The sequence below is a fragment of the Kosakonia sp. genome (genome assembly GCF_032104925.1).
Lineage (GTDB): Bacteria > Pseudomonadota > Gammaproteobacteria > Enterobacterales > Enterobacteriaceae > Kosakonia.
The window spans coordinates 509,279-528,217 of sequence record NZ_DAMCGF010000003.1; the positions used below are offsets into that span (position 1 = coordinate 509,279).

At 53.3% G+C, this 18,939-nt stretch carries 19 protein-coding genes; 7 read left to right on the forward strand and 12 right to left on the reverse strand.

The window, feature by feature from the left end:
• Nucleotides 1-563: 563 nt before the first annotated feature.
• Complete coding sequence (locus tag RT644_RS08570) at nucleotides 564-1,778, forward strand: pyridoxal phosphate-dependent aminotransferase (protein WP_020454530.1); 1,215 nt, start codon at nucleotides 564-566, stop codon at nucleotides 1,776-1,778.
• A 79-nt stretch (nucleotides 1,779-1,857) separates the two neighbouring features.
• Nucleotides 1,858-2,457, forward strand: coding sequence for a 5'-deoxynucleotidase (gene yfbR / locus RT644_RS08575; protein ID WP_020454531.1), 600 nt, complete (start codon nucleotides 1,858-1,860; stop codon nucleotides 2,455-2,457).
• Nucleotides 2,458-2,488: 31 nt separating this feature from the next.
• On the opposite strand, the gene RT644_RS08580 is transcribed toward yfbR, so the two are convergent.
• The 4 genes from RT644_RS08580 to yfbV form a co-directional block, all read right to left on the reverse strand.
• Nucleotides 2,489-4,321: an SLC13 family permease gene (locus RT644_RS08580; protein ID WP_313626375.1), complete on the reverse strand. Its 1,833-nt coding sequence runs from the start codon at nucleotides 4,319-4,321 to the stop codon at nucleotides 2,489-2,491.
• Between the two features lie 75 nt (nucleotides 4,322-4,396).
• Complete coding sequence (locus RT644_RS08585; protein ID WP_313626376.1) at nucleotides 4,397-5,056, reverse strand: sugar phosphatase; 660 nt, start codon at nucleotides 5,054-5,056, stop codon at nucleotides 4,397-4,399.
• 10 nt (nucleotides 5,057-5,066) lie between these two features.
• Nucleotides 5,067-5,561: a YfbU family protein gene (locus RT644_RS08590; protein WP_020454534.1), complete on the reverse strand. Its 495-nt coding sequence runs from the start codon at nucleotides 5,559-5,561 to the stop codon at nucleotides 5,067-5,069.
• Nucleotides 5,562-5,733: 172 nt separating this feature from the next.
• Nucleotides 5,734-6,189 carry a terminus macrodomain insulation protein YfbV gene (gene yfbV / locus RT644_RS08595; RefSeq protein WP_044489434.1) on the reverse strand — a complete coding sequence of 152 codons (456 nt, stop codon included), beginning with the start codon at nucleotides 6,187-6,189 and terminating at the stop codon, nucleotides 5,734-5,736.
• Nucleotides 6,190-6,525: 336 nt separating this feature from the next.
• Here yfbV and ackA point away from each other — a divergent pair, with 336 nt between their 5' ends.
• Nucleotides 6,526-7,728, forward strand: a complete 1,203-nt coding sequence (ackA, locus tag RT644_RS08600) for an acetate kinase (RefSeq protein ID WP_020454536.1) — start codon at nucleotides 6,526-6,528, stop codon at nucleotides 7,726-7,728.
• Nucleotides 7,729-7,806: 78 nt separating this feature from the next.
• Nucleotides 7,807-9,945: a phosphate acetyltransferase gene (gene pta / locus RT644_RS08605; RefSeq protein WP_017458608.1), complete on the forward strand. Its 2,139-nt coding sequence runs from the start codon at nucleotides 7,807-7,809 to the stop codon at nucleotides 9,943-9,945.
• Between the two features lie 63 nt (nucleotides 9,946-10,008).
• On the opposite strand, the gene RT644_RS08610 is transcribed toward pta, so the two are convergent.
• The 5 genes from RT644_RS08610 to RT644_RS08630 form a co-directional block, all read right to left on the reverse strand.
• Nucleotides 10,009-10,962: a transketolase family protein gene (locus tag RT644_RS08610; RefSeq protein WP_313626377.1), complete on the reverse strand. Its 954-nt coding sequence runs from the start codon at nucleotides 10,960-10,962 to the stop codon at nucleotides 10,009-10,011.
• A complete protein-coding gene (locus RT644_RS08615; RefSeq protein ID WP_313626378.1) occupies nucleotides 10,955-11,788 on the reverse strand; it encodes a transketolase in 834 nt (277 codons plus the stop codon). The genes RT644_RS08610 and RT644_RS08615 overlap by 8 nt, the downstream gene beginning before the upstream one ends.
• Nucleotides 11,785-13,176, reverse strand: a complete 1,392-nt coding sequence (locus RT644_RS08620; protein ID WP_313626379.1) for a PTS ascorbate transporter subunit IIC — start codon at nucleotides 13,174-13,176, stop codon at nucleotides 11,785-11,787. The genes RT644_RS08615 and RT644_RS08620 overlap by 4 nt, the downstream gene beginning before the upstream one ends.
• A gap of 52 nt (nucleotides 13,177-13,228) precedes the next feature.
• The gene (locus RT644_RS08625) at nucleotides 13,229-13,501 is read right to left on the reverse strand and encodes a PTS sugar transporter subunit IIB (protein ID WP_020454540.1); all 273 of its coding nucleotides are present in this window, start codon (nucleotides 13,499-13,501) and stop codon (nucleotides 13,229-13,231) included.
• 81 nt (nucleotides 13,502-13,582) lie between these two features.
• Nucleotides 13,583-14,026 carry a PTS sugar transporter subunit IIA gene (locus tag RT644_RS08630; RefSeq protein WP_160269349.1) on the reverse strand — a complete coding sequence of 148 codons (444 nt, stop codon included), beginning with the start codon at nucleotides 14,024-14,026 and terminating at the stop codon, nucleotides 13,583-13,585.
• 233 nt (nucleotides 14,027-14,259) lie between these two features.
• Here RT644_RS08630 and RT644_RS08635 point away from each other — a divergent pair, with 233 nt between their 5' ends.
• Nucleotides 14,260-15,279 carry a LacI family DNA-binding transcriptional regulator gene (locus tag RT644_RS08635; RefSeq protein WP_020454542.1) on the forward strand — a complete coding sequence of 340 codons (1,020 nt, stop codon included), beginning with the start codon at nucleotides 14,260-14,262 and terminating at the stop codon, nucleotides 15,277-15,279.
• On the opposite strand, the gene yfcD is transcribed toward RT644_RS08635, so the two are convergent.
• The 3 genes from yfcD to yfcF are packed head-to-tail and all read right to left on the reverse strand — an operon-like array spanning nucleotide 15,280 to nucleotide 17,131.
• Nucleotides 15,280-15,825 carry an NUDIX hydrolase YfcD gene (gene yfcD / locus RT644_RS08640; RefSeq protein WP_020454543.1) on the reverse strand — a complete coding sequence of 182 codons (546 nt, stop codon included), beginning with the start codon at nucleotides 15,823-15,825 and terminating at the stop codon, nucleotides 15,280-15,282.
• 54 nt (nucleotides 15,826-15,879) lie between these two features.
• Nucleotides 15,880-16,431 (reverse strand): phosphodiesterase, encoded by a 552-nt coding sequence (gene yfcE / locus RT644_RS08645; RefSeq protein ID WP_045513021.1) that lies wholly within the window; start codon nucleotides 16,429-16,431, stop codon nucleotides 15,880-15,882.
• A gap of 55 nt (nucleotides 16,432-16,486) precedes the next feature.
• Nucleotides 16,487-17,131: a glutathione transferase gene (gene yfcF, locus RT644_RS08650; RefSeq protein WP_097407093.1), complete on the reverse strand. Its 645-nt coding sequence runs from the start codon at nucleotides 17,129-17,131 to the stop codon at nucleotides 16,487-16,489.
• A 138-nt stretch (nucleotides 17,132-17,269) separates the two neighbouring features.
• On the opposite strand from yfcF, the gene yfcG reads away from it, so the two are divergent.
• Nucleotides 17,270-17,899 carry a GSH-dependent disulfide bond oxidoreductase gene (gene yfcG / locus RT644_RS08655; protein WP_097407092.1) on the forward strand — a complete coding sequence of 210 codons (630 nt, stop codon included), beginning with the start codon at nucleotides 17,270-17,272 and terminating at the stop codon, nucleotides 17,897-17,899.
• 120 nt (nucleotides 17,900-18,019) lie between these two features.
• Nucleotides 18,020-18,916 (forward strand): TIGR01777 family oxidoreductase, encoded by an 897-nt coding sequence (locus RT644_RS08660; RefSeq protein ID WP_313626380.1) that lies wholly within the window; start codon nucleotides 18,020-18,022, stop codon nucleotides 18,914-18,916.
• Nucleotides 18,917-18,939: the final 23 nt, after the last annotated feature.

Here is an 18,939-nt window from a genome sequence, read left to right on the forward strand (position 1 = left end):
AGTTCCATTTCTTGCCCCACGAGTTTAACCTAAAACCTTTATATTTATAAGCATTATTACGAATTATCTTAAGCAAACAAATGGCTTCCACCACACCATCTACTTATTAATATTAGTGATAGTCATCGTTCCCATTCTCAATATTAAATAGCTATTAATTAAGTGAAGAACTAACTATTAATAATGCTTAACATTGCGTTCACAGCCAACTCACCTCTTCGCCAGGCCGAATGAGGAGGAAATCTATCGCGCTGGTTTTAAGCAGAAAGCGAATTCTACCGTAGCACAACGGCCTCAAACCGAGACTAAACGAACGCTTTTAGGCGGTAAAAAATCTCACCTAAAAACACAAAATCAGCATTAAAAACCAAAACATAAAACAAACACAGAAAAAATAAAAAACATAAAGCCCAATAAATAGTTAAAAAATCGTTAACCATCAGAGACATTAAGACAAAATCTTCTCCTGCTAACCCTTCAAAACGGACCGAGGGGGGAGTACATTGTTCCGTGCTCACTTCCACGGCAGGCAGTGGCTATTCCAGCTAAAAGGTCAAAGGTTCATGTCCTCCATCGAAAAATCCAGCAAATTAGATAACGTCTGTTACGACATCCGTGGCCCGGTTCTGAAAGAAGCAAAACGTCTTGAAGAAGAAGGCAACAAGGTCCTCAAACTCAACATCGGCAACCCAGCCCCTTTCGGCTTCGAGGCACCGGATGAAATTCTGGTTGATGTGATCCGCAACCTGCCCAGCGCGCAAGGTTACTGCGATTCAAAAGGGCTCTATTCCGCGCGCAAAGCCATCATGCAGCACTACCAGGCGCGCGGCATGCGCGAAATCACTGTAGAAGACATCTATATTGGCAACGGTGTTTCCGAGTTGATTGTGCAGTCGATGCAGGCGTTGCTGAACAGCGGTGACGAAATGCTGGTGCCCGCACCGGATTACCCGCTGTGGACCGCTGCCGTCTCACTCTCTGGCGGCAAAGCGGTGCACTATTTATGCGATGAATCGGCAGGCTGGTTCCCCGATCTCGACGATATCCGCGCCAAAATTACGCCGCGTACGCGCGGGATTGTCATTATCAACCCGAACAACCCAACCGGCGCGGTCTACTCAAAAGAGCTGCTGCTGGAAATCGTTGAGATTGCGCGTCAGCACAACCTCATCATCTTTGCAGATGAAATCTACGACAAAATTCTTTACGACGAAGCGCAGCATCACTCCATTGCCGCACTCGCGCCGGATCTGTTCACCATCACCTTTAACGGGCTGTCGAAAACCTATCGCGTCGCGGGATTTCGCCAGGGCTGGATGGTGTTGAGCGGGCCGAAAAAGCACGCGAAAGGCTACATTGAAGGACTGGAGATGCTGGCATCGATGCGCCTGTGCGCCAACGTTCCGGCTCAACATGCGATTCAGACCGCGCTCGGCGGCTACCAGAGCATTAGTGAATTTATTGTGCCCGGCGGTCGCCTGTATGAACAGCGTAACCGCGCGTGGGAGCTGATCAACGAGATTCCGGGCGTTTCCTGCGTGAAACCAAGCGGCGCGTTGTATATGTTTCCGAAAATCGACGCCAAACGCTTCAATATTCACGACGACCAGAAAATGGTTCTCGACTTCCTGTTGCAGGAAAAAGTGCTTCTGGTACAAGGCTCTGCGTTTAACTGGCCATGGCCGGATCACGTGCGAATTGTGACGTTACCGCGTGAAGACGATCTGGAAATGGCGATTACCCGTTTTGGTCGTTTCCTCTCGGGTTACCACCAGTAAGGATACCGGGGGAGGATTTGCATCTTCCCCCACTCTCTGCGCACAATGGCTCAGGTCGCAGTCACAGACAAGGTAAACCATGAGTCAGAGCCACTTTTTCGCCCACCTTTCCCGCCTTAAACTTATCAATCGCTGGCCACTGATGCGCAATGTGCGCACAGAGAATGTCTCCGAACATAGCCTGCAAGTCGCGATGGTCGCCCACGCGCTGGCGGCCATTAAAAACCGTAAATTCGCAGGCCAGCTCAATGCCGAGCGCATCGCACTGCTGGCGATGTACCACGATGCATCGGAAGTACTGACCGGCGATTTGCCAACGCCAGTAAAATATTTCAACTCGCAAATCGCCCAGGAATATAAAGCCATTGAGAAGATCGCCCAGCAGAAGCTGGTCGAGATGGTGCCGGAAGAACTGCGTGATATTTTTGCCCCGCTGATCGATGAGCATCACTACACCGCAGAAGAAAAATCGATCGTGAAACAGGCAGATGCCCTGTGCGCTTATCTGAAATGTCTGGAAGAGCTCTCCGCTGGCAACAACGAATTCCTGCTGGCCAAATCACGGCTGGAAAAAACGCTCGATGCGCGCCGCAGCCCGGAAATGGATTACTTTATGCAGGTGTTTGTACCGAGCTTCCATCTGTCGCTGGATGAGATCAGCCAGGATTCGCCGCTGTAACTGAACATGCCGGGCTAACAGCCCGGCCAGGTCAGAACGGAAACAGCACCGGGATTAATAATGCGCAGACCACCATCACCAGTAACGTGAACGGCACGCCAATTTTTACGAAATCACTGAACTGATAGTTACCCGGCCCTAAAACCAGCGTATTCACCGGTGAGGAAACAGGCGTCATAAACGCCGCCGAGGCCGCCATCGCCACGACCATGGCAAACGGATAAGGTGACACGCCCATCGATTTCGCCGCCGCCAGCGCAATCGGCGCCATCAATACCGCAGTGGCGGTGTTAGAGATAAATAACCCAATCGTGGCGCACATCACGAACAGACATATCAGCATCAGATGTGGGCCGTAGCCGCCGCCCAAATCCATCAACCCTTTCACCACCAAATCCACACCGCCGGTTTTTTGCAGCGCCAGCGCGAACGGCATCATGCCGACAATCAAAATAATGCTCGGCCAGTGGATCGCTTTATACGCACTTTCCGCATCAATACAGCGAAATTTGCCCATCAGCATACAAGCTATGATCGCGGCCACCGGATTGGGAATTTCATCAGTCAGCATCAATGCAATCATCAATACCAGACAAAAAATAGCGTGTGCCGCCTGGCTGTGCGCCGGGGAAGCGGCGCTCTCTTCCACTGGTAAGTTGAGCACCACAAAGTCGCGCCCGTGCGAACCAAGCTGGCTGATAAGTTTCCAGTTGCCGACCACCAGAAAAACATCGCCCAGTTGCAACGTTTCATCCGTCACTGCGCCTTCCAGCGCCTCGCCGTTGCGTTTCAGACCAACAACATTAAGACCGTAGCGGGTGCGAAAACCGATTTCGCGCACGGTTTTACCAATCAGTTCCGAATCGGGGATCAACGACACCTCCGCCATTCCAACATCCAGCGCCTGGTCGGAAAAATACTCACCGCGCAGGATCATCGGCTCAAGCAATTGTTGAGCGCAAAACTGGCGCAAATCGACTTCGGCGGCAGACATATCAATCAGCAGCACATCGCGGGCACGAAATTCGGACACCCCATTAACGTTAACAATGACACGCCGGAAATGTCGCCAGCGCTCAACACCGATAATGTTGGCACCATAGCGTTCACGCAGTTGTAAATCATCCAGGCGCTGCCCAATCATTGGCGAACCGGGGCGAATCGCCAGGCGGCGCGCCCGTCCGGCAAGACGATACTCCTTAATAAGATCGCGAAAACTACGGCGTTTCCAGCTTTCACGCGCGGTATCGTCACTCTCCCCTTTCAACGTGAAACGCATCAACAGCATATAAATAATGCCAAGCAGCAAGATCACCAGCCCTAAAGGCGTCACGCTAAAAAAGCTGAACCCGCTAAAGCCTTCGCGTAGCAATTCGCTGTTAACGACAAGATTTGGCGGCGTCGCTACCAGCGTCATCATGCCGCTAATAAGACTGGCGAAGCTGAGCGGCATCATCAGCCGTGACGGCGAAATCTGCATGCGCATTGACACACTGAGCACTACCGGGATGAAGATCGCCACCACCCCGGTCGAACTCATAAACGCGCCAAGCCCGGCAACGGTAACCATCAACAGCACCAGCATTTTGATTTCGCTGCTGCCCGCCATGTTGACCAGCCACGTCCCCATATTCGTCGCCACACCGGTGCGCACCAGGCCATCGCCGATGATAAACAGAGCGGCAATTAATACGACGTTCGGGTCGCTAAAACCGGAAAACGCTTCGGAAAGCGTCAGCGTTCCACTGAGAACGAAGGCAACAATAACAAACAGCGCAACAGCATCCATACGCACTTTGCCCGTCGCAAAAAGCACCACCGCGATGCCCAGCAGACACAGTACCCAGATAAGTTCACCGTTCACAACGAATCCTTGTCAGTTGAGAGTGGAGAAATAGTGCCATAAAAAACCCCACAAAAGTGGGGTTAAATCATGGAATCAGGCCTTTAGCGTGACATTCACCAGGCCGTCCGGCCGTTTTGCGACATCGAGCGCGTCGAGTGTGGTGAGCCGGAAATCTACTTCATCAAGCCGGGGCGCATCTGCAGGAACATTTACCGCAATCACATGGCAACCTGCTGCAAGGCCGGAAAGGACGCCCGCCGGCGCATCTTCCACCACCACGCACTCTTGCGGTGCCAACCCCAGCAGCTGAGCGCCGAGGAGATAAGCATCAGGCTCAGGTTTGCCGCGTGTGACCTGCTCGGCGGTGACGAACACTTTCGGCGTCGGCAACCCGGTCGCACGATGTCGCGCGTGCGCGACAGGCACCGACCCGGAAGTGACAATGGCCCACGGAATCGCTGACTCATCTAAGTGCTGAAGCAGCGCAATCGCGCCAGGCAGAGCGGTAATGCCATCGGTATCTGCCGCTTCAATTTGTTCAAGCCAGGTAAACTCAGCCGCAATCTCTGCTTCAGACTTGCCCGGTAAGAAATGCCGCAGCGAGGTAATCGCCTGTTTGCCATGGATAAAATTCAGTACTTCATCATGCGCGATACCAAATCGATCAGCCCAGTTACACCATGCCCGCTCCACGGCAGGCAGCGAATTCACCAGGGTGCCATCCAGGTCAAACAGAAATCCTTTACACTGCACACTCACCTCCTCAGGCGTTAATAATCTGATTAATTTCGTTACTGCTCAGGTGGTACTGACGCGGGCAGGAGTGCCACACGCTCAGCATGCGCTGATATTTTTCCCACATTGGGGTTTGCGCGTTAAAGCCATGGGTTCCCGCGTCGAAATGGGTATAACGGCCTTCGATGTTGACCATAAAACGCACATAGCCGAGATAACGCGCTTCCGTTGCGGCGTCAAAGCCAAGGAAAGTCACGCGGCGCTCATCAATGGCGCTGGTGTCTTTCAGGTTGGTCCAGGAGACATGCAGTGCGTGGTACATCTCCATGATGTCGATAACCGTGCGACAGGTCTCTTCTTTCAACTCGCCGAATTCACGATCCAACTCACGCATTTGCAGGCCATATCCACGCTCAATAATGGTTTGCAAACGGCGATAGCGCTCCGCATTTGCCGGGTCCATCATGGTCATCATTTTGTACTGGTTGGATAAGATCAGACGTTGGGCATTAGTCATTTCCATCTTTCGACTCCTGTGGCACATCGGCGCATTAAAAAAGATGTCTTGAGTTTACCTGCTGAAAAAGACGGCTTTTTTGATTTGCCGGGGGTTTTGGGTAGAACACGATGAAAAATAAAAAAGAAGACATCGCAAAAATGCCTTCTTTTATAGAGATTACGAAATTTGCTCAAACTCACAAATCATCAAGAAATGTTTTATCGAGCTGCTTAAAAGCACGTTTAAGCGTGTCGGCCAGCGCCTGGTAATCAGGCTTACCCTCTACAGGTGCCAGCGCCTGACCCGCCTCTTGCAGCTTGCCGCGCACTTCATAAAACCAGTGCAGAATCGACGGCGGTAGCGGCGTCACGGAACGCTTACCCAGCCACCAAAGCCCTTGCATTGGCAGGCTCAGCGCAAACAACGCGGTAGCCACCGCCGGGCCAAGCTGGCCACCGAGCGCAATTTGCCAGCAGAGAGTGAACACTGCCACTGGCGGCATAAAGCGCGTGGCATAGCGCATTGCGCGGATCACGCGGTTTTCAACGAACATCGGAGCGAGGCGTTTTTCCATAGGCCAGGTCTTCGCATAGTGCTGACCCCGACGAAACAAACTAAAAAAAGTGACGGGTCGATTCTCTGAAGTGGACATGGTTTACCTCAACTTCACATATAAAAATTAAAAAAATTGTGCAAAACAACAACTGTGAATGACATCGTTAAAATTTTTTGTCAATCCCACCTGGTATCAGGTATCCTGTGGCGGCCTTGACCGGTTCATTAGACGAATATCTTTAAGTCGTCAAATTTAAGCTCATTATGCCACTGCCTGAAATTTGCGCAAAATAGCTTAAAATTTTATGTATTCTTCTCATCATGCCAGAAAGTAAACCCGGCATGATGTTAATCATAATTGTCAGTGTCCACCTGCGCTACGCTGTGCGACTCACTGACCTTTTTTAGCCACGTATCATAAATAGGTACTTCCATGTCGAGTAAGTTAGTACTGGTTCTGAACTGCGGTAGCTCCTCACTGAAATTCGCAATCATCGATGCAGTTAATGGTGACGAGTACCTTTCTGGTTTAGCCGAATGTTTCCATCTTCCTGAAGCGCGCATCAAGTGGAAAATTGATGGCGGTAAACAAGAAGCGGCTTTAGGTGCAGGTGCCGCTCACAGCGAAGCGCTGAACTTTATCGTTAACACTATTCTGGCACAAAAACCAGAACTGTCTGCACAGCTGACCGCAATCGGTCACCGCATCGTGCACGGTGGCGAAAAATACACCAGCTCTGTGGTTATCGACGAATCCGTTATTCAGGGTATCAAAGATGCAGCCTCTTTCGCACCGCTGCACAACCCGGCTCATCTGATCGGTATCGCCGAAGCGCTGAAATCCTTCCCGAACCTGAAAGACAAAAACGTGGCTGTCTTCGACACGGCGTTCCATACCACCATGCCGGAAGAATCCTACCTGTATGCGCTGCCGTACAAACTGTACAAAGAGCATGGCGTTCGTCGCTACGGCGCACACGGCACCAGCCACTTCTATGTGACTCAGGAAGCAGCCAAAGTCCTGAACAAACCGGTTGAAGAACTGAACATCATCACCTGCCACCTGGGCAACGGTGGTTCTGTTTCCGCTATCCGTAACGGCAAATGCGTTGATACGTCCATGGGTCTGACCCCGCTGGAAGGCCTGGTAATGGGTACCCGTTCTGGTGATATCGATCCGGCTATCATTTTCCATCTGCATGACACTCTGGGTATGAGCGTTGAAGCTATCAACAAAATGCTGACCAAAGAGTCCGGTCTGCTGGGTCTGACCGAAGTCACCAGCGACTGCCGTTATGTAGAAGACAATTACAAAGATAAAGAAGACGCGAAACGCGCAATGGACGTTTACTGCCACCGTCTGGCGAAGTACATCGGCTCTTACACTGCGCTGATGGACGGTCGTCTGGACGCGGTTGTCTTCACCGGCGGTATCGGTGAAAACGCCGCCATGGTACGTGAGCTGTCTCTGGGCAAACTGGGCGTTCTCGGCTTTGAAGTTGATCACGAACGTAACCTGGCTGCCCGTTTTGGTAAGTCTGGCTTTATCAACAAAGAAGGCACCCGCCCGGCTGTCGTTATCCCGACAAACGAAGAGCTGGTCATCGCGCAAGACGCGAGCCGCCTGACTGCCTGATTCCACACACCGCCAGCCCACGCTGGCGGTGCTGTTTTGTAACCCGTCTCGCAAGACGGTAACGAAAGAGGATTAACCGTGTCCCGTATTATTATGCTGATCCCTACCGGAACCAGCGTCGGCCTGACCAGCGTCAGCCTTGGCGTTATCCGTGCTATGGAACGCAAAGGCGTTCGTCTGAGCGTCTTTAAACCGATCGCTCAGCCGCGCGCCGGTGGCGATGCGCCAGACCAGACCACCACAATCGTGCGTGCCAACTCTGGCCTGACTGCAGCAGAACCGCTGAAAATGAGCCACGTTGAGTCGCTGCTCTCCAGCAACCAGAAAGACGTGCTGATGGAAGAGATCATCGCCCGCTATCACGAAAGCAGCAAAGACGCTGAAGTGGTGCTGGTTGAAGGTCTGGTTCCGACGCGTAAACATCAGTTCGCGCAATCGCTGAACTTTGAAATCGCGAAAACGCTGAACGCAGAAATCGTGTTTGTCATGTCTCAGGGCACCGACACGCCAGAGCAGTTGAAAGAGCGTATCGAACTGACCCGCAACAGCTTCGGCGGCACGAAAAACACCAACATCACTGGCGTTATCGTTAACAAACTGAACGCACCGGTTGATGAACAAGGCCGTACCCGCCCTGACCTGTCTGAAATTTTTGATGACTCGTCCAAAGCAAAAGTTATTCATATCGATCCGGCGAAACTGCAAGAAGCCAGCCCGCTGCCGGTGCTGGGCGCTGTGCCGTGGAGCTTCGATCTGATTGCTACCCGCGCAATCGACATGGCCCGCCACCTGAATGCGACCATTGTTAACGAAGGCGATATCAAAACCCGCCGTGTGAAATCCGTGACCTTCTGTGCGCGCAGCATTCCGCACATGCTGGAACACTTCCGCCCTGGTTCACTGCTGGTGACCTCCGCAGATCGTCCGGACGTGCTGGTTGCTGCTTGCCTTGCCGCGATGAACGGCGTGGAAATCGGGGCGCTGCTGCTGACTGGCGGTTACGAAATGGACGCCAGCGTGCGCAAACTGTGTGAACGTGCATTCGCCACCGGCCTGCCGGTATTTATGGTGAATACCAACACCTGGCAGACCTCCCTGAGCCTGCAGAGCTTCAACCTGGAAGTTCCGGTTGATGATAACGAGCGTATCGAAAACGTTCAGGAATACGTAGCTGGCTACATCAATGCCCAGTGGATCGATTCTCTGACCGCAACTTCCGAACGCAGCCGTCGTCTCTCTCCGCCGGCATTCCGTTACCAGTTGACTGAGCTGGCGCGCAAAGCGGGCAAACGCGTTGTTCTGCCGGAAGGCGACGAACCGCGTACCGTGAAAGCTGCCGCTATCTGTGCTGAACGTGGTATCGCGACCTGTATCCTGCTGGGTAACCCGGACGAGATCAATCGCGTTGCCGCTGCGCAAGGCGTTGAGCTGGGCACCGGGATTGAAATCGTCGATCCGGACGTGGTACGTGAAAGCTACGTTGCTCGCCTGGTTGAGCTGCGTAAGAGCAAGGGCATGACCGAAGCCGTCGCCCGCGAACAGCTGGAAGACAACGTGGTTCTCGGCACGCTGATGCTGGAACAGGACGAAGTTGACGGTCTGGTTTCCGGTGCTGTGCACACCACCGCGAACACCATCCGTCCGCCGCTGCAGTTGATCAAAACCGCACCGGGCAGCTCACTGGTTTCTTCCGTGTTCTTTATGCTGCTGCCGGAACAGGTTTATGTGTACGGTGACTGCGCCATCAACCCGGATCCGACCGCTGAACAGCTGGCAGAAATCGCGATTCAGTCTGCGGATTCCGCTATCGCGTTCGGTATCGAACCGCGTGTGGCAATGCTCTCCTACTCCACCGGTAACTCCGGCGCGGGTAGCGATGTAGAGAAAGTGCGCGAAGCAACGCGTCTGGCACAGGAAAAACGTCCTGACCTGGTGATCGACGGTCCGTTGCAGTACGACGCTGCCGTTATGGCTGACGTTGCGAAATCCAAAGCGCCGAACTCTCCGGTTGCAGGTCGCGCTACCGTGTTCATCTTCCCGGATCTGAACACCGGTAACACCACCTACAAAGCGGTACAGCGTTCTGCCGACCTGATCTCCATCGGGCCGATGCTGCAGGGTATGCGCAAACCGGTTAACGACCTGTCCCGTGGCGCGCTGGTTGACGATATCGTCTACACCATCGCACTGACCGCGATCCAGGCTTCACAGCAGTAATCTGCTGTAACCGGCAACAAAAAGGCGACCTGATGGTCGCCTTTTTTATTTACACCTGCTTATTTACAACAGCTCGCGTGCCGCCGCCACGATGTCATTCGCTGTGAGTCCATACTCTTGTTGCAGAAAATCCTGTGTCCCTACCTGGCCATAACGCTCCTTCACGCCAACACGGCGCATCGGCACCGGGCAGGTTTCCACTAACACTTCCGCCACGGCTGAGCCCAGCCCGTTATGAATGCTGTGGTTCTCACAGGTAACAATCCGCCTGGTCTTCTCTGCGTAGTTCTTCACCAGCTCACGGTCGATAGGTTTTAAAGTAAACATATCGATCACCGCCACGCTGACACCTTCTTGTGCCAGTTGCTGCGCGGCGGTCAGAGCTTCGGCAACCATAATGCCATTGGCAATTAACGTAATGTCTGTTCCCTCGCGCAGCACATTACCTTTACCGATGGTGAAGCGTGAGCCCGGCTGGTAGATGGTCGGCGCCTGTTTGCGAATGGTGCGCACCCAGTAAAAACCTTCCAGCTCCACCAGTTGATGCAAAATATCGGAGAACATTACCGCATCTGTCACTTCCAGCACGACCGAATGCGCCAGCCCGCGCACAATCCCCATATCCTCAAATGACATGTGCGTCCCGCCGTTGTGGCACGCGGTGACACCCGCATCGGAGGCGATAACCTTGACATTGTTGCGCTGGTAATCGAGCGCCATAAACAACTGGTCGAAACAGCGTCGGCTGGCAAAAGCGGTGAACGTGTGCACAAACGGTTTACGTCCAGTCAGTGAAAGCCCTGCCGCCGTGCCGATCACGTTAGCTTCCATGATGCCGCAATTGATCACCTGCTGCGGATACTTTTTATGGACGCCATCCATCGCCATCGAACTCATCAAGTCGGCTTCCAGGGCGATAATATCGCTGCCTGCCTCGATCTGCTCGCTGATAAAACCGGCATAGACTTTGCGCATCTCGATACTGTCTTTGCCGCCGGGTTCAGCCACCTTAATCATGCGCCGCCTCCAGTTGTTTAATGGTGTCGTTTAGCGCCTGCTTCATCTCATCTGTCAGGCGTAAGTGGTGAGAATTACTAAGACTTTCGAGGTACGGCACCCCCTGCCCTTTAATGCTATCGAGGATCACCAACCGCGGCCGTGCATCGGCTGGCGGAACAGGCTTCACCACCTCCAGAAGGGCAGCAATGTCGTCCCCCTTCACCGTACAGACATCAAAACCGAAGGCGCGGAATTTCCCTTGCAGATCGAAGGCGCAGATAATTTCATCCAGCTCGCCATCCAGTTGTTGCTTGTTCCAGTCAACAAACACCGTCAGATTGTTGAGCCGATGATGGGCAATAAACTGGAATGCTTCCCAGCACTGCCCTTCATTTAACTCACCATCGCCAACGATGCAAAACACGCGATTAGGCCTGCCCGCCAGCTTATGGCCTAGCGCTATTCCCCCCGCGATAGAAATTCCCTGCCCCAGCGATCCGGTTGTGGCATCTACGCCCCTCGTTTTTAAGCGATCCGGATGGCTTGGCAAACGGGTTCCATTTTCGTTGAGCGTCATCAGCGCTTCCTGAGGAAAATAGCCTTTCAATGCCAACGTGCTATACAGCGCCGGGCCGGCGTGACCTTTCGAGAGCACAAAGTAGTCGCGTTCCGGCCAGTCCGGGTCGGCCGGGTCAATCCGCATGACCTCGCCATACAACACCGCGAGGGTTTCTACCACCGACATGCTGCCGCCATAGTGCCCAAAACCAAGATGCGTTAAGGCCTTGAGAGTGGCGATACGAATGTCCCGCGCAAATTGTGTTACTTCTGCAATTGTGCTCATGACTTCGCTCCGTTCTTTTCATCTGCATTGCTGGCAGCCGACTTGCCTTTTGACATCACATTCCAGATCACTAAGGCAATGAACAACGCCACCACCAGACCGGTAATGGCCATCGGTGACAGATAACGCGCGAGGTTGCCCAGCACAATGCCAATAAAGCCAAAGTCGGCATCGGAGAAAGTGGTATTGGCAAAGCCGAGCGCGCCCAGTACAGGCAGCAGCAACACCGGCAGGAAGGTGATCAGCAAACCGTTGGCGAAGGCACCGATCATCGCGCCCCGTCGCCCGCCGGTAGCGTTACCAAACACGCCCGCCGTTGCACCGGTGAAGAAATGCGGTACCACGCCAGGCAGAATCAGCACCAGCTTCATCTGACCGAGCAGGAACAGCCCCACCAGCCCGCCGAGAAAACTGAACAGGAAGCCAACCAACACTGCGTTTGGCGCATAGGGATAAACCACCGGGCAATCCAGCGCCGGACGGGCATTGGGAACCAGTTTTTCAGAAAAACCGGTAAAGGCCGGCACGATTTCCGCCAGGATCAAGCGAACGCCTTGCAGGATAATGAACACACCTGCGGCAAAGGTAATAGCCTGAATAATCGCGTAGACGAGGAAGTTCTGCCCGGCGCTCAGTTGTCCCTCAACATACTCACGCCCGGCACATACGGCGAGGATCATATAAATAATGATCATTGTCAGCGAGATAGAGATGGAACTGTCTCGCAGGAAGCTCAGGTTTTTCGGCAGGTTCATCTCTTCGGTTGAACGTGACCCTTTACCGCATTTACTGCCGATCCAGCCGGATAACACGTAGCCCAGCGTACCAAAATGACCAAAAGCGATATCGTCGTTGCCGGTGATCCGCTTCATATAACGCTGTGCAATCGCCGGGAAAAACGCCATCACCAGACCGAGAATCAGCGAACCGGTAAACACCAAACCGATACCTTCAAATCCGGCAACGGTGAGGATCACCCCAATCATGCAGGCCATATAAAAGGTGTGATGTCCGGTAAGGAAAATGTATTTCAGCCGCGTAAAGCGCGCGACAATAATATTCGCCACCATACCGAACGCCATGATCAGCGCTGTAGACGCGCCATATTTTTCAAGCGCAATTGAAACAATCGCTTCGTTATTCGGAATAATCCCCTGAATATTAAAAGCGTGCTCAAACATACCGCCTAACGGATTTAACGACCCAACTAATACCGTTGCACCGCCGCCGAGCACGATAAAACCAAGAATGGTTTTCACTGTGCCTTTGACGACATCCGAAAAAGATTTTTTCTGCGCAACCAGGCCAATCAGCGCAATTAACCCCACCAATACTGACGGGACTTTCAAAATATCAACAACAAAGTTTAGCGTTTCAAGGATAAACATATCCACCTCGCTTTATGCATGTCGCACCGTGGTGCGCTGCATCCGGTTGATGTTAACGGCTCGCGAAGAAAGCGCTGATTTTCGCTTCCAGTTCATTGATATCAATAATGTTATTAAGCACAACCAACTGGTTTTCCGGCACGCTGGCGCTGGCTGCAATATCTTTTGCCATTACAAACACATCGGCGGCACCTGGTGTGGCAGAAGAGAGGTCGGAATGTTCGACTTCCGCTTCAATATTTAATTTTTTAAGCACTTTTTTAATATTCATTTCGACCATAAAACTACTGCCCAGGCCGGATCCGCAAATTGCCATTATTTTCATTGTGTTTACCTTTTTTGAGTAGAGTACAACCGCATCGCCCATAGCAGGCAATGTTTCATCACTGGTGAAATAAAATAAAAATCAGAAACGATGAATAATGTTTTTAATTTCCTCCAGAGTGTTTGCACGATGTAATTGTGCCATATCTTCATCGCTGGAAAATAACTCTGCCAGCGCGGCGATCATTTCAATATGGCTGTGTTTATCCGGTGCGGCCAACATAATAATGGTGTCAACCGGATCGGATTCTTCAGATCCAAAATTCACCCCTTGAGACAATTTTAATAATGACAGGCCTAAGCCTTTTGCCCCTTCCTCTGGCCTGGCATGCGGCATGGCCAGCCCTGGTGCCAGCACATAATACGGTCCCAGTTTGTGATGTTGCGCGACAATGGCCGTCACATACTCCGGCGTAATGGTGCCGGACGCGAGCAGCGGTCTGGCGCAAATCTCCAGCGCTTGCGGCCAGTTTTCCACGCTTTCTAACACCTGAATAGTTTTGTCGTTAAGCCATTGGTTTAACACTTCGCACTCCTTATCGGGATGAGATGGGCAAACTTTATGCAACTCTGCAGCGCTTATCCGTGATGATAGTCGCAAAGATAGCGCTACCAACAGGAATGATCGAAAAGTGTGATAGCGCTATCAGATATGAAAACGCAGGGGAATTCGCAGAAAAAGCAGGCATTTCCGGCGTATACTCCCCTGAGATGACTCATAACTCAGCGCCTGAGCTATCAGGGCTTTCAGGAAACGGAATGACAATTACCCGAAAACGTCGGAGCACAGGAAAAGTCACCCTTGCCGATGTGGCGCAACTGGCGGGCGTCGGCACCATGACCGTCTCCAGGGCATTACGTACCCCGGAGCAGGTTTCAGATAAATTGCGCGAGAAAATTGAAGCTGCCGTGCAGGAACTGGGGTACATGCCTAACCTCGCGGCCAGCGCGCTGGCTTCCGCCTCATCGTGGACGATTGCCATGGTGGTGCCGAGCCTTGCCGAATCCGGCTGCTCGGAAATGTTCGCCGGTTTGCAGCAGGTGTTACAACCTGCGGGCTATCAAATCATGCTCGCCGAATCACAGCACCGACTGGAGCAGGAGGAGAAGCTGCTGGAAACGCTGCTCGCCTCCAATCTGGCCGCGGCCATTTTACTTAGCGTCGAACATAGCGATACCGTACGCCACTGGCTGAAAAACGCCTCTATTCCGGTAATCGAAATCGGTGCGGTGCGCGCCGATCCCATTGATATGAATATCGGTATTGATAACGTTGCGGCAATGTTCGAACTGACGCAAATGCTGGTGCAGCGCGGTTATCAGAATATCGGCTTATTGTGTGCCAACCAGGAGCAGTGGATTTTTCAGCAACATTTGCAGGGTTGGTATAAAGCGATGCTACGTCACCACCTTTCACCAAACAGGGTGATCAATGCCGCCGCACCGCCCATCTTTTCTACAGGAGCGGCACAATTGCCTGAATTTCTGCTGGCGTGGCCGGAACTGGACGCATTGGTGTGTGTCTCGGATGAGCTGGCCTGCGGCGCGCTTTACGAGTGCCAGCGGCGCAGAATTAAGGTTCCGGACGATTTAGCGATTGTCGGCTTCGGCGACAGCGATGTCAGCCGGGTATGTGTGCCACCGTTAACGACAATTTCCGTGCCGCATCGCAAGATTGGTATTGAAGCAGGACGCGCGCTGCTGGCGCGACTGAATGATGAAACCTGGGAAAACAAAACGCCGATTGCACCGACGTTTTGCTTGCGAGATAGCTGCTAGTTATTCCGTTTCCTGCGCTATTTCCACATCATTGCTGGCATTGCGCGTCATCCACAGCGCCAGCGCTTTCAGTGAATCAGGGGTGAACTCGTCACAGCGGGCGGTGATCTCTTCCGGCGTCATCCAGCATACTTCGCTGACCTCTTCTTCCTGTAACGCGAATGGACCGTGGGAAACGCAACTGAACAGCCCGCCCCAGACCCGACAGTGTTCATCTTCAAAGTAAAACTGACCATGCTCGGCAAACGGCACACCCGCAATACCTAACTCCTCTTCCGCTTCGCGGCGCGCGGAATCCAGCAGGTTTTCACCTGCCTGCACCACACCACCGGCGGTGGCATCCAGCATACCGGGCATAAAATCTTTGATCTCTGTGCGACGCTGTACCAGCACTTTGCCCATCCCATCATGCACCACAATGTAGGTTGCGCGGTGACGCAGACATTGCGCCCGCATTTGCTGCCGGCTGGCCTGCGCTATCACCTCATTGTCTTCATTGACAATATCCACCCACTCCATGCCTGCAAAATGACTCTGTTCCACCATCGGGAAATCTTCTCTTTAGGGCGCTCTGTTGGCGCGTTTCGGTTGAAAGGTAACTTACGGATTAATCGTGATCTGCGCAATAACCCGCTGATCATTAAGTGTGATAACGCGCAATACGTCCTCTTCCAGCATGCCGTAGCTGGCCGCGAACCCGCCTTTTGGGATACTGACCGAACCGGGGTTGAAGTGGAAAATATCACCTCGCTTCTCAGCAACCGGAATATGCGTATGACCATAGACCAGCACATCGCCCGCCGCCAGCGGCGGCTCGTCATCCGGGCCAAAGAGATGACCGTGCGTCAAAAACAGGCGGCGTTCAGGCAGTAAAACCTGCTGCCAGGGCGCCGTAATCGGGAACGTCAGTAGCATCTGATCCACTTCACTGTCGCAGTTGCCGCGCACGGCAACAATCCGGCTGGCCTGTTCGTTCAAACGTTCCGCCACCTGCGCTGGCGCATAGCCTTCTGGTAAGGCATTACGCGGGCCGTGATTCAGCACATCGCCAAGGATCACCAGCCAGCGGGCATCACTTTGCGCGAACAGTTCCAGTACGCGTTCCGTCGCGGGCAACGACCCATGAATATCCGATGCAAACATCAGTTTCATCACTGCACCTCATGTGGAAGAAAACGCCCCATAATAACGGAAGTTGTCGGGCTTATCAGCCCGCGCGCTTAGCGGAAAGTGCAACAAAGCGCTGGACCGACGAGCGTTGCCACTGGAAGGTAGCGTAATCCGCCAGCCGCTCCGGGACGTTGTCGCCGTTCAACACGAGCCGGTTCAGCATCAACGCCAGGTCAACATCAGCGATACACCATTCGCCAAACAGATTCGGTTTATCGTGCGCCAGCAGCTCACCGGCAATCGCGAACAGCTTGGCGGCGCTCGCCTGCCCGGCAGCACTGAGCGGCGCTTTTTTGGCGCCGGCAAACACCACCGTTGTCGAACGCTCTTCGCGGATAGGCATCAAATCGCTGCGCAGCCAGGCCTGAATTTGCCGGGCGCGCGCACGTTTTTGCAGATCAAGCGGATAAATACGTTCCCACTCCGGCGGAGCGAAACGCTCCTCCAGATATTCATCAATCGCCGTGGATTCACTGAGCTCAAACCCTTCAATCTCCAGCACCGGCACACGTTGCGTCAGGCTGAAACCCGGCCAGTCCGGCGCACGTTGCGCACCACTATCGAGATCAACGGTTTTCAGGGTAAAGGGCAGTCCTTTTTCATGTAGTGCGACATAGGCCGACAGCACATACGGGGAAAAATACTCTGCGTCAGACCATAAAGTAATAGCCGGTTCGCTCATAACATCCTCGTTCAGTAGTTGGGATTTTTCTTCAAAATATAACGTCCTGTGCGCACTGTCACTTGATGAAAGTTCACGCATCAGAGGTAACACCTATACTCAAACTCAGACGTTTCTTTTCCGCTAACGGGAGCTTTGATGATAGACCTCTATTTTGCGCCCACACCAAACGGTCATAAAATAACGCTTTTTCTGGAAGAGGCGGAGCTGGAATATCGCCTGATCCGTGTGGATATCAGCAAAGGCGATCAGTTTCGCCCCGATTTTCTGACCATCTCACCTAACAACAAAATTCCCGCCATTGTCGACCATCTGCCCGCCGACGGCGGTGCGCCGCTTAGCATATTCGAATCCGGGGCGATCCTGCTTTATCTGGCGGAAAAAACGGGAAAATTACTTAGCGGTGAACTCCGCGAGCGCCATCTTACGCTGCAATGGCTGTTCTGGCAGGTTGGCGGGCTGGGGCCAATGCTCGGACAGAACCACCACTTTAACCACTTTGCGCCGCAGCCGGTGCCCTACGCTATTGAGCGCTACCAGGTAGAAACCCAGCGTTTATATCAGGTGCTGAATAAGCGTCTTGAGCGCGTACCGTGGCTGGCAGGCGAGCATTACAGCATTGCCGATATTGCCGCCTGGCCGTGGATCAATGCCCACGCGCGCCAGCGCGTCGATCTGGAGGATTATCCGGCGGTATTTAACTGGTTTGAGCGCATTCGCACTCGCCCGGCGACTGAGCGGGCGCTTCAGAAGGCGCAACAAGTATAAGCATTGCGGGTAACCTCTTCACATTGCTGAAAAATTTGATGCAAAATGTGCCCGCCATCGCATGCGGGTTTTGCTGAGTCACATATGCTGAGGAAAAGCACACACATCCTGGAGGGAAGCATGAAGATACTGATTACCGGCGGAACTGGCCTGATTGGTCGTCATCTGATCCCCCGCCTGCTGGAGCTAAAACACAGTGTGACGGTGGTAACGCGCAACCCCGCCAAAGCACAACAGTTGCTTGATGCGCGCGTCAGCCTGTTAAAAGGGCTGAACGAGCTGAGCAATCTGAATGATATCGATGCGGTGATCAATCTGGCCGGTGAACCCATTGCCGATAAGCGCTGGAGCGAGGAGCAAAAACAGCGTCTGTGCAACAGCCGCTGGCAGATAACCCAGCGGATAGCCGATCTGATCAACGCCAGTGACACACCGCCGCAGGTGCTGATTTCCGGTTCAGCTTCCGGTTACTACGGCGATCTCGGTGAAGTGGTGGTCACAGAGGAAGAGCCGCCCCACAACGAATTTACTCATAAGCTGTGCGCCCGCTGGGAGCAAATCGCCTGTGAAGCGCAAAGCGATCGCACCCGGGTTTGCCTGCTGCGCACAGGCGTGGTGCTCGCACCGAAAGGCGGCATTCTCGCTAAGCTGCTGCCGCTGTTTCGTCTTGGCCTTGGCGGCCCGATTGGTGATGGTCGCCAGTATCTGGCGTGGATCCATATAGACGACATGGTTAATGGCATACTCTGGCTGCTGGATAACGATCTGCGCGGGCCGTTCAATATGGTTTCACCCTATCCGGTTCGTAATGAGCAGTTCTCGCATACGCTCGGTCATGTGTTGCACCGCCCAACTATCATGCGCGCCCCGGCGTTTGCCGTGCGCCTGATGATGGGTGAATCTGCGGTGCTGGTGCTTGGCGGTCAACGCGCGTTGCCAAAACGCCTCGAAGCCGCCGGTTTTGCCTTCCGCTGGTACGATCTGGAAGAGGCGCTGGGGGATGTGGTTCCCTCCTAATTTTCGTGGCATCCGTACGTCGC

What these genes read in the sequence shown, in the direction of transcription:
- RT644_RS08570 (WP_020454530.1), top strand. Translation starts at nt 564, where the DNA reads ATGTCCTCCATCGAAAAATCCAGCAAATTAGATAACGTCTGTTACGAC.
- yfbR (WP_020454531.1), top strand. Translation starts at nt 1,858, where the DNA reads ATGAGTCAGAGCCACTTTTTCGCCCACCTTTCCCGCCTTAAACTTATC.
- RT644_RS08590 (WP_020454534.1), bottom strand. Translation starts at nt 5,561, where the DNA reads ATGGAAATGACTAATGCCCAACGTCTGATCTTATCCAACCAGTACAAA.
- yfbV (WP_044489434.1), bottom strand. Translation starts at nt 6,189, where the DNA reads ATGTCCACTTCAGAGAATCGACCCGTCACTTTTTTTAGTTTGTTTCGT.
- ackA (WP_020454536.1), top strand. Translation starts at nt 6,526, where the DNA reads ATGTCGAGTAAGTTAGTACTGGTTCTGAACTGCGGTAGCTCCTCACTG.
- RT644_RS08610 (WP_313626377.1), bottom strand. Translation starts at nt 10,962, where the DNA reads ATGATTAAGGTGGCTGAACCCGGCGGCAAAGACAGTATCGAGATGCGC.
- RT644_RS08615 (WP_313626378.1), bottom strand. Translation starts at nt 11,788, where the DNA reads ATGAGCACAATTGCAGAAGTAACACAATTTGCGCGGGACATTCGTATC.
- RT644_RS08620 (WP_313626379.1), bottom strand. Translation starts at nt 13,176, where the DNA reads ATGTTTATCCTTGAAACGCTAAACTTTGTTGTTGATATTTTGAAAGTC.
- RT644_RS08625 (WP_020454540.1), bottom strand. Translation starts at nt 13,501, where the DNA reads ATGAAAATAATGGCAATTTGCGGATCCGGCCTGGGCAGTAGTTTTATG.
- RT644_RS08635 (WP_020454542.1), top strand. Translation starts at nt 14,260, where the DNA reads ATGACAATTACCCGAAAACGTCGGAGCACAGGAAAAGTCACCCTTGCC.
- yfcD (WP_020454543.1), bottom strand. Translation starts at nt 15,825, where the DNA reads ATGGTGGAACAGAGTCATTTTGCAGGCATGGAGTGGGTGGATATTGTC.
- yfcE (WP_045513021.1), bottom strand. Translation starts at nt 16,431, where the DNA reads ATGAAACTGATGTTTGCATCGGATATTCATGGGTCGTTGCCCGCGACG.
- yfcF (WP_097407093.1), bottom strand. Translation starts at nt 17,131, where the DNA reads ATGAGCGAACCGGCTATTACTTTATGGTCTGACGCAGAGTATTTTTCC.
- yfcG (WP_097407092.1), top strand. Translation starts at nt 17,270, where the DNA reads ATGATAGACCTCTATTTTGCGCCCACACCAAACGGTCATAAAATAACG.
- RT644_RS08660 (WP_313626380.1), top strand. Translation starts at nt 18,020, where the DNA reads ATGAAGATACTGATTACCGGCGGAACTGGCCTGATTGGTCGTCATCTG.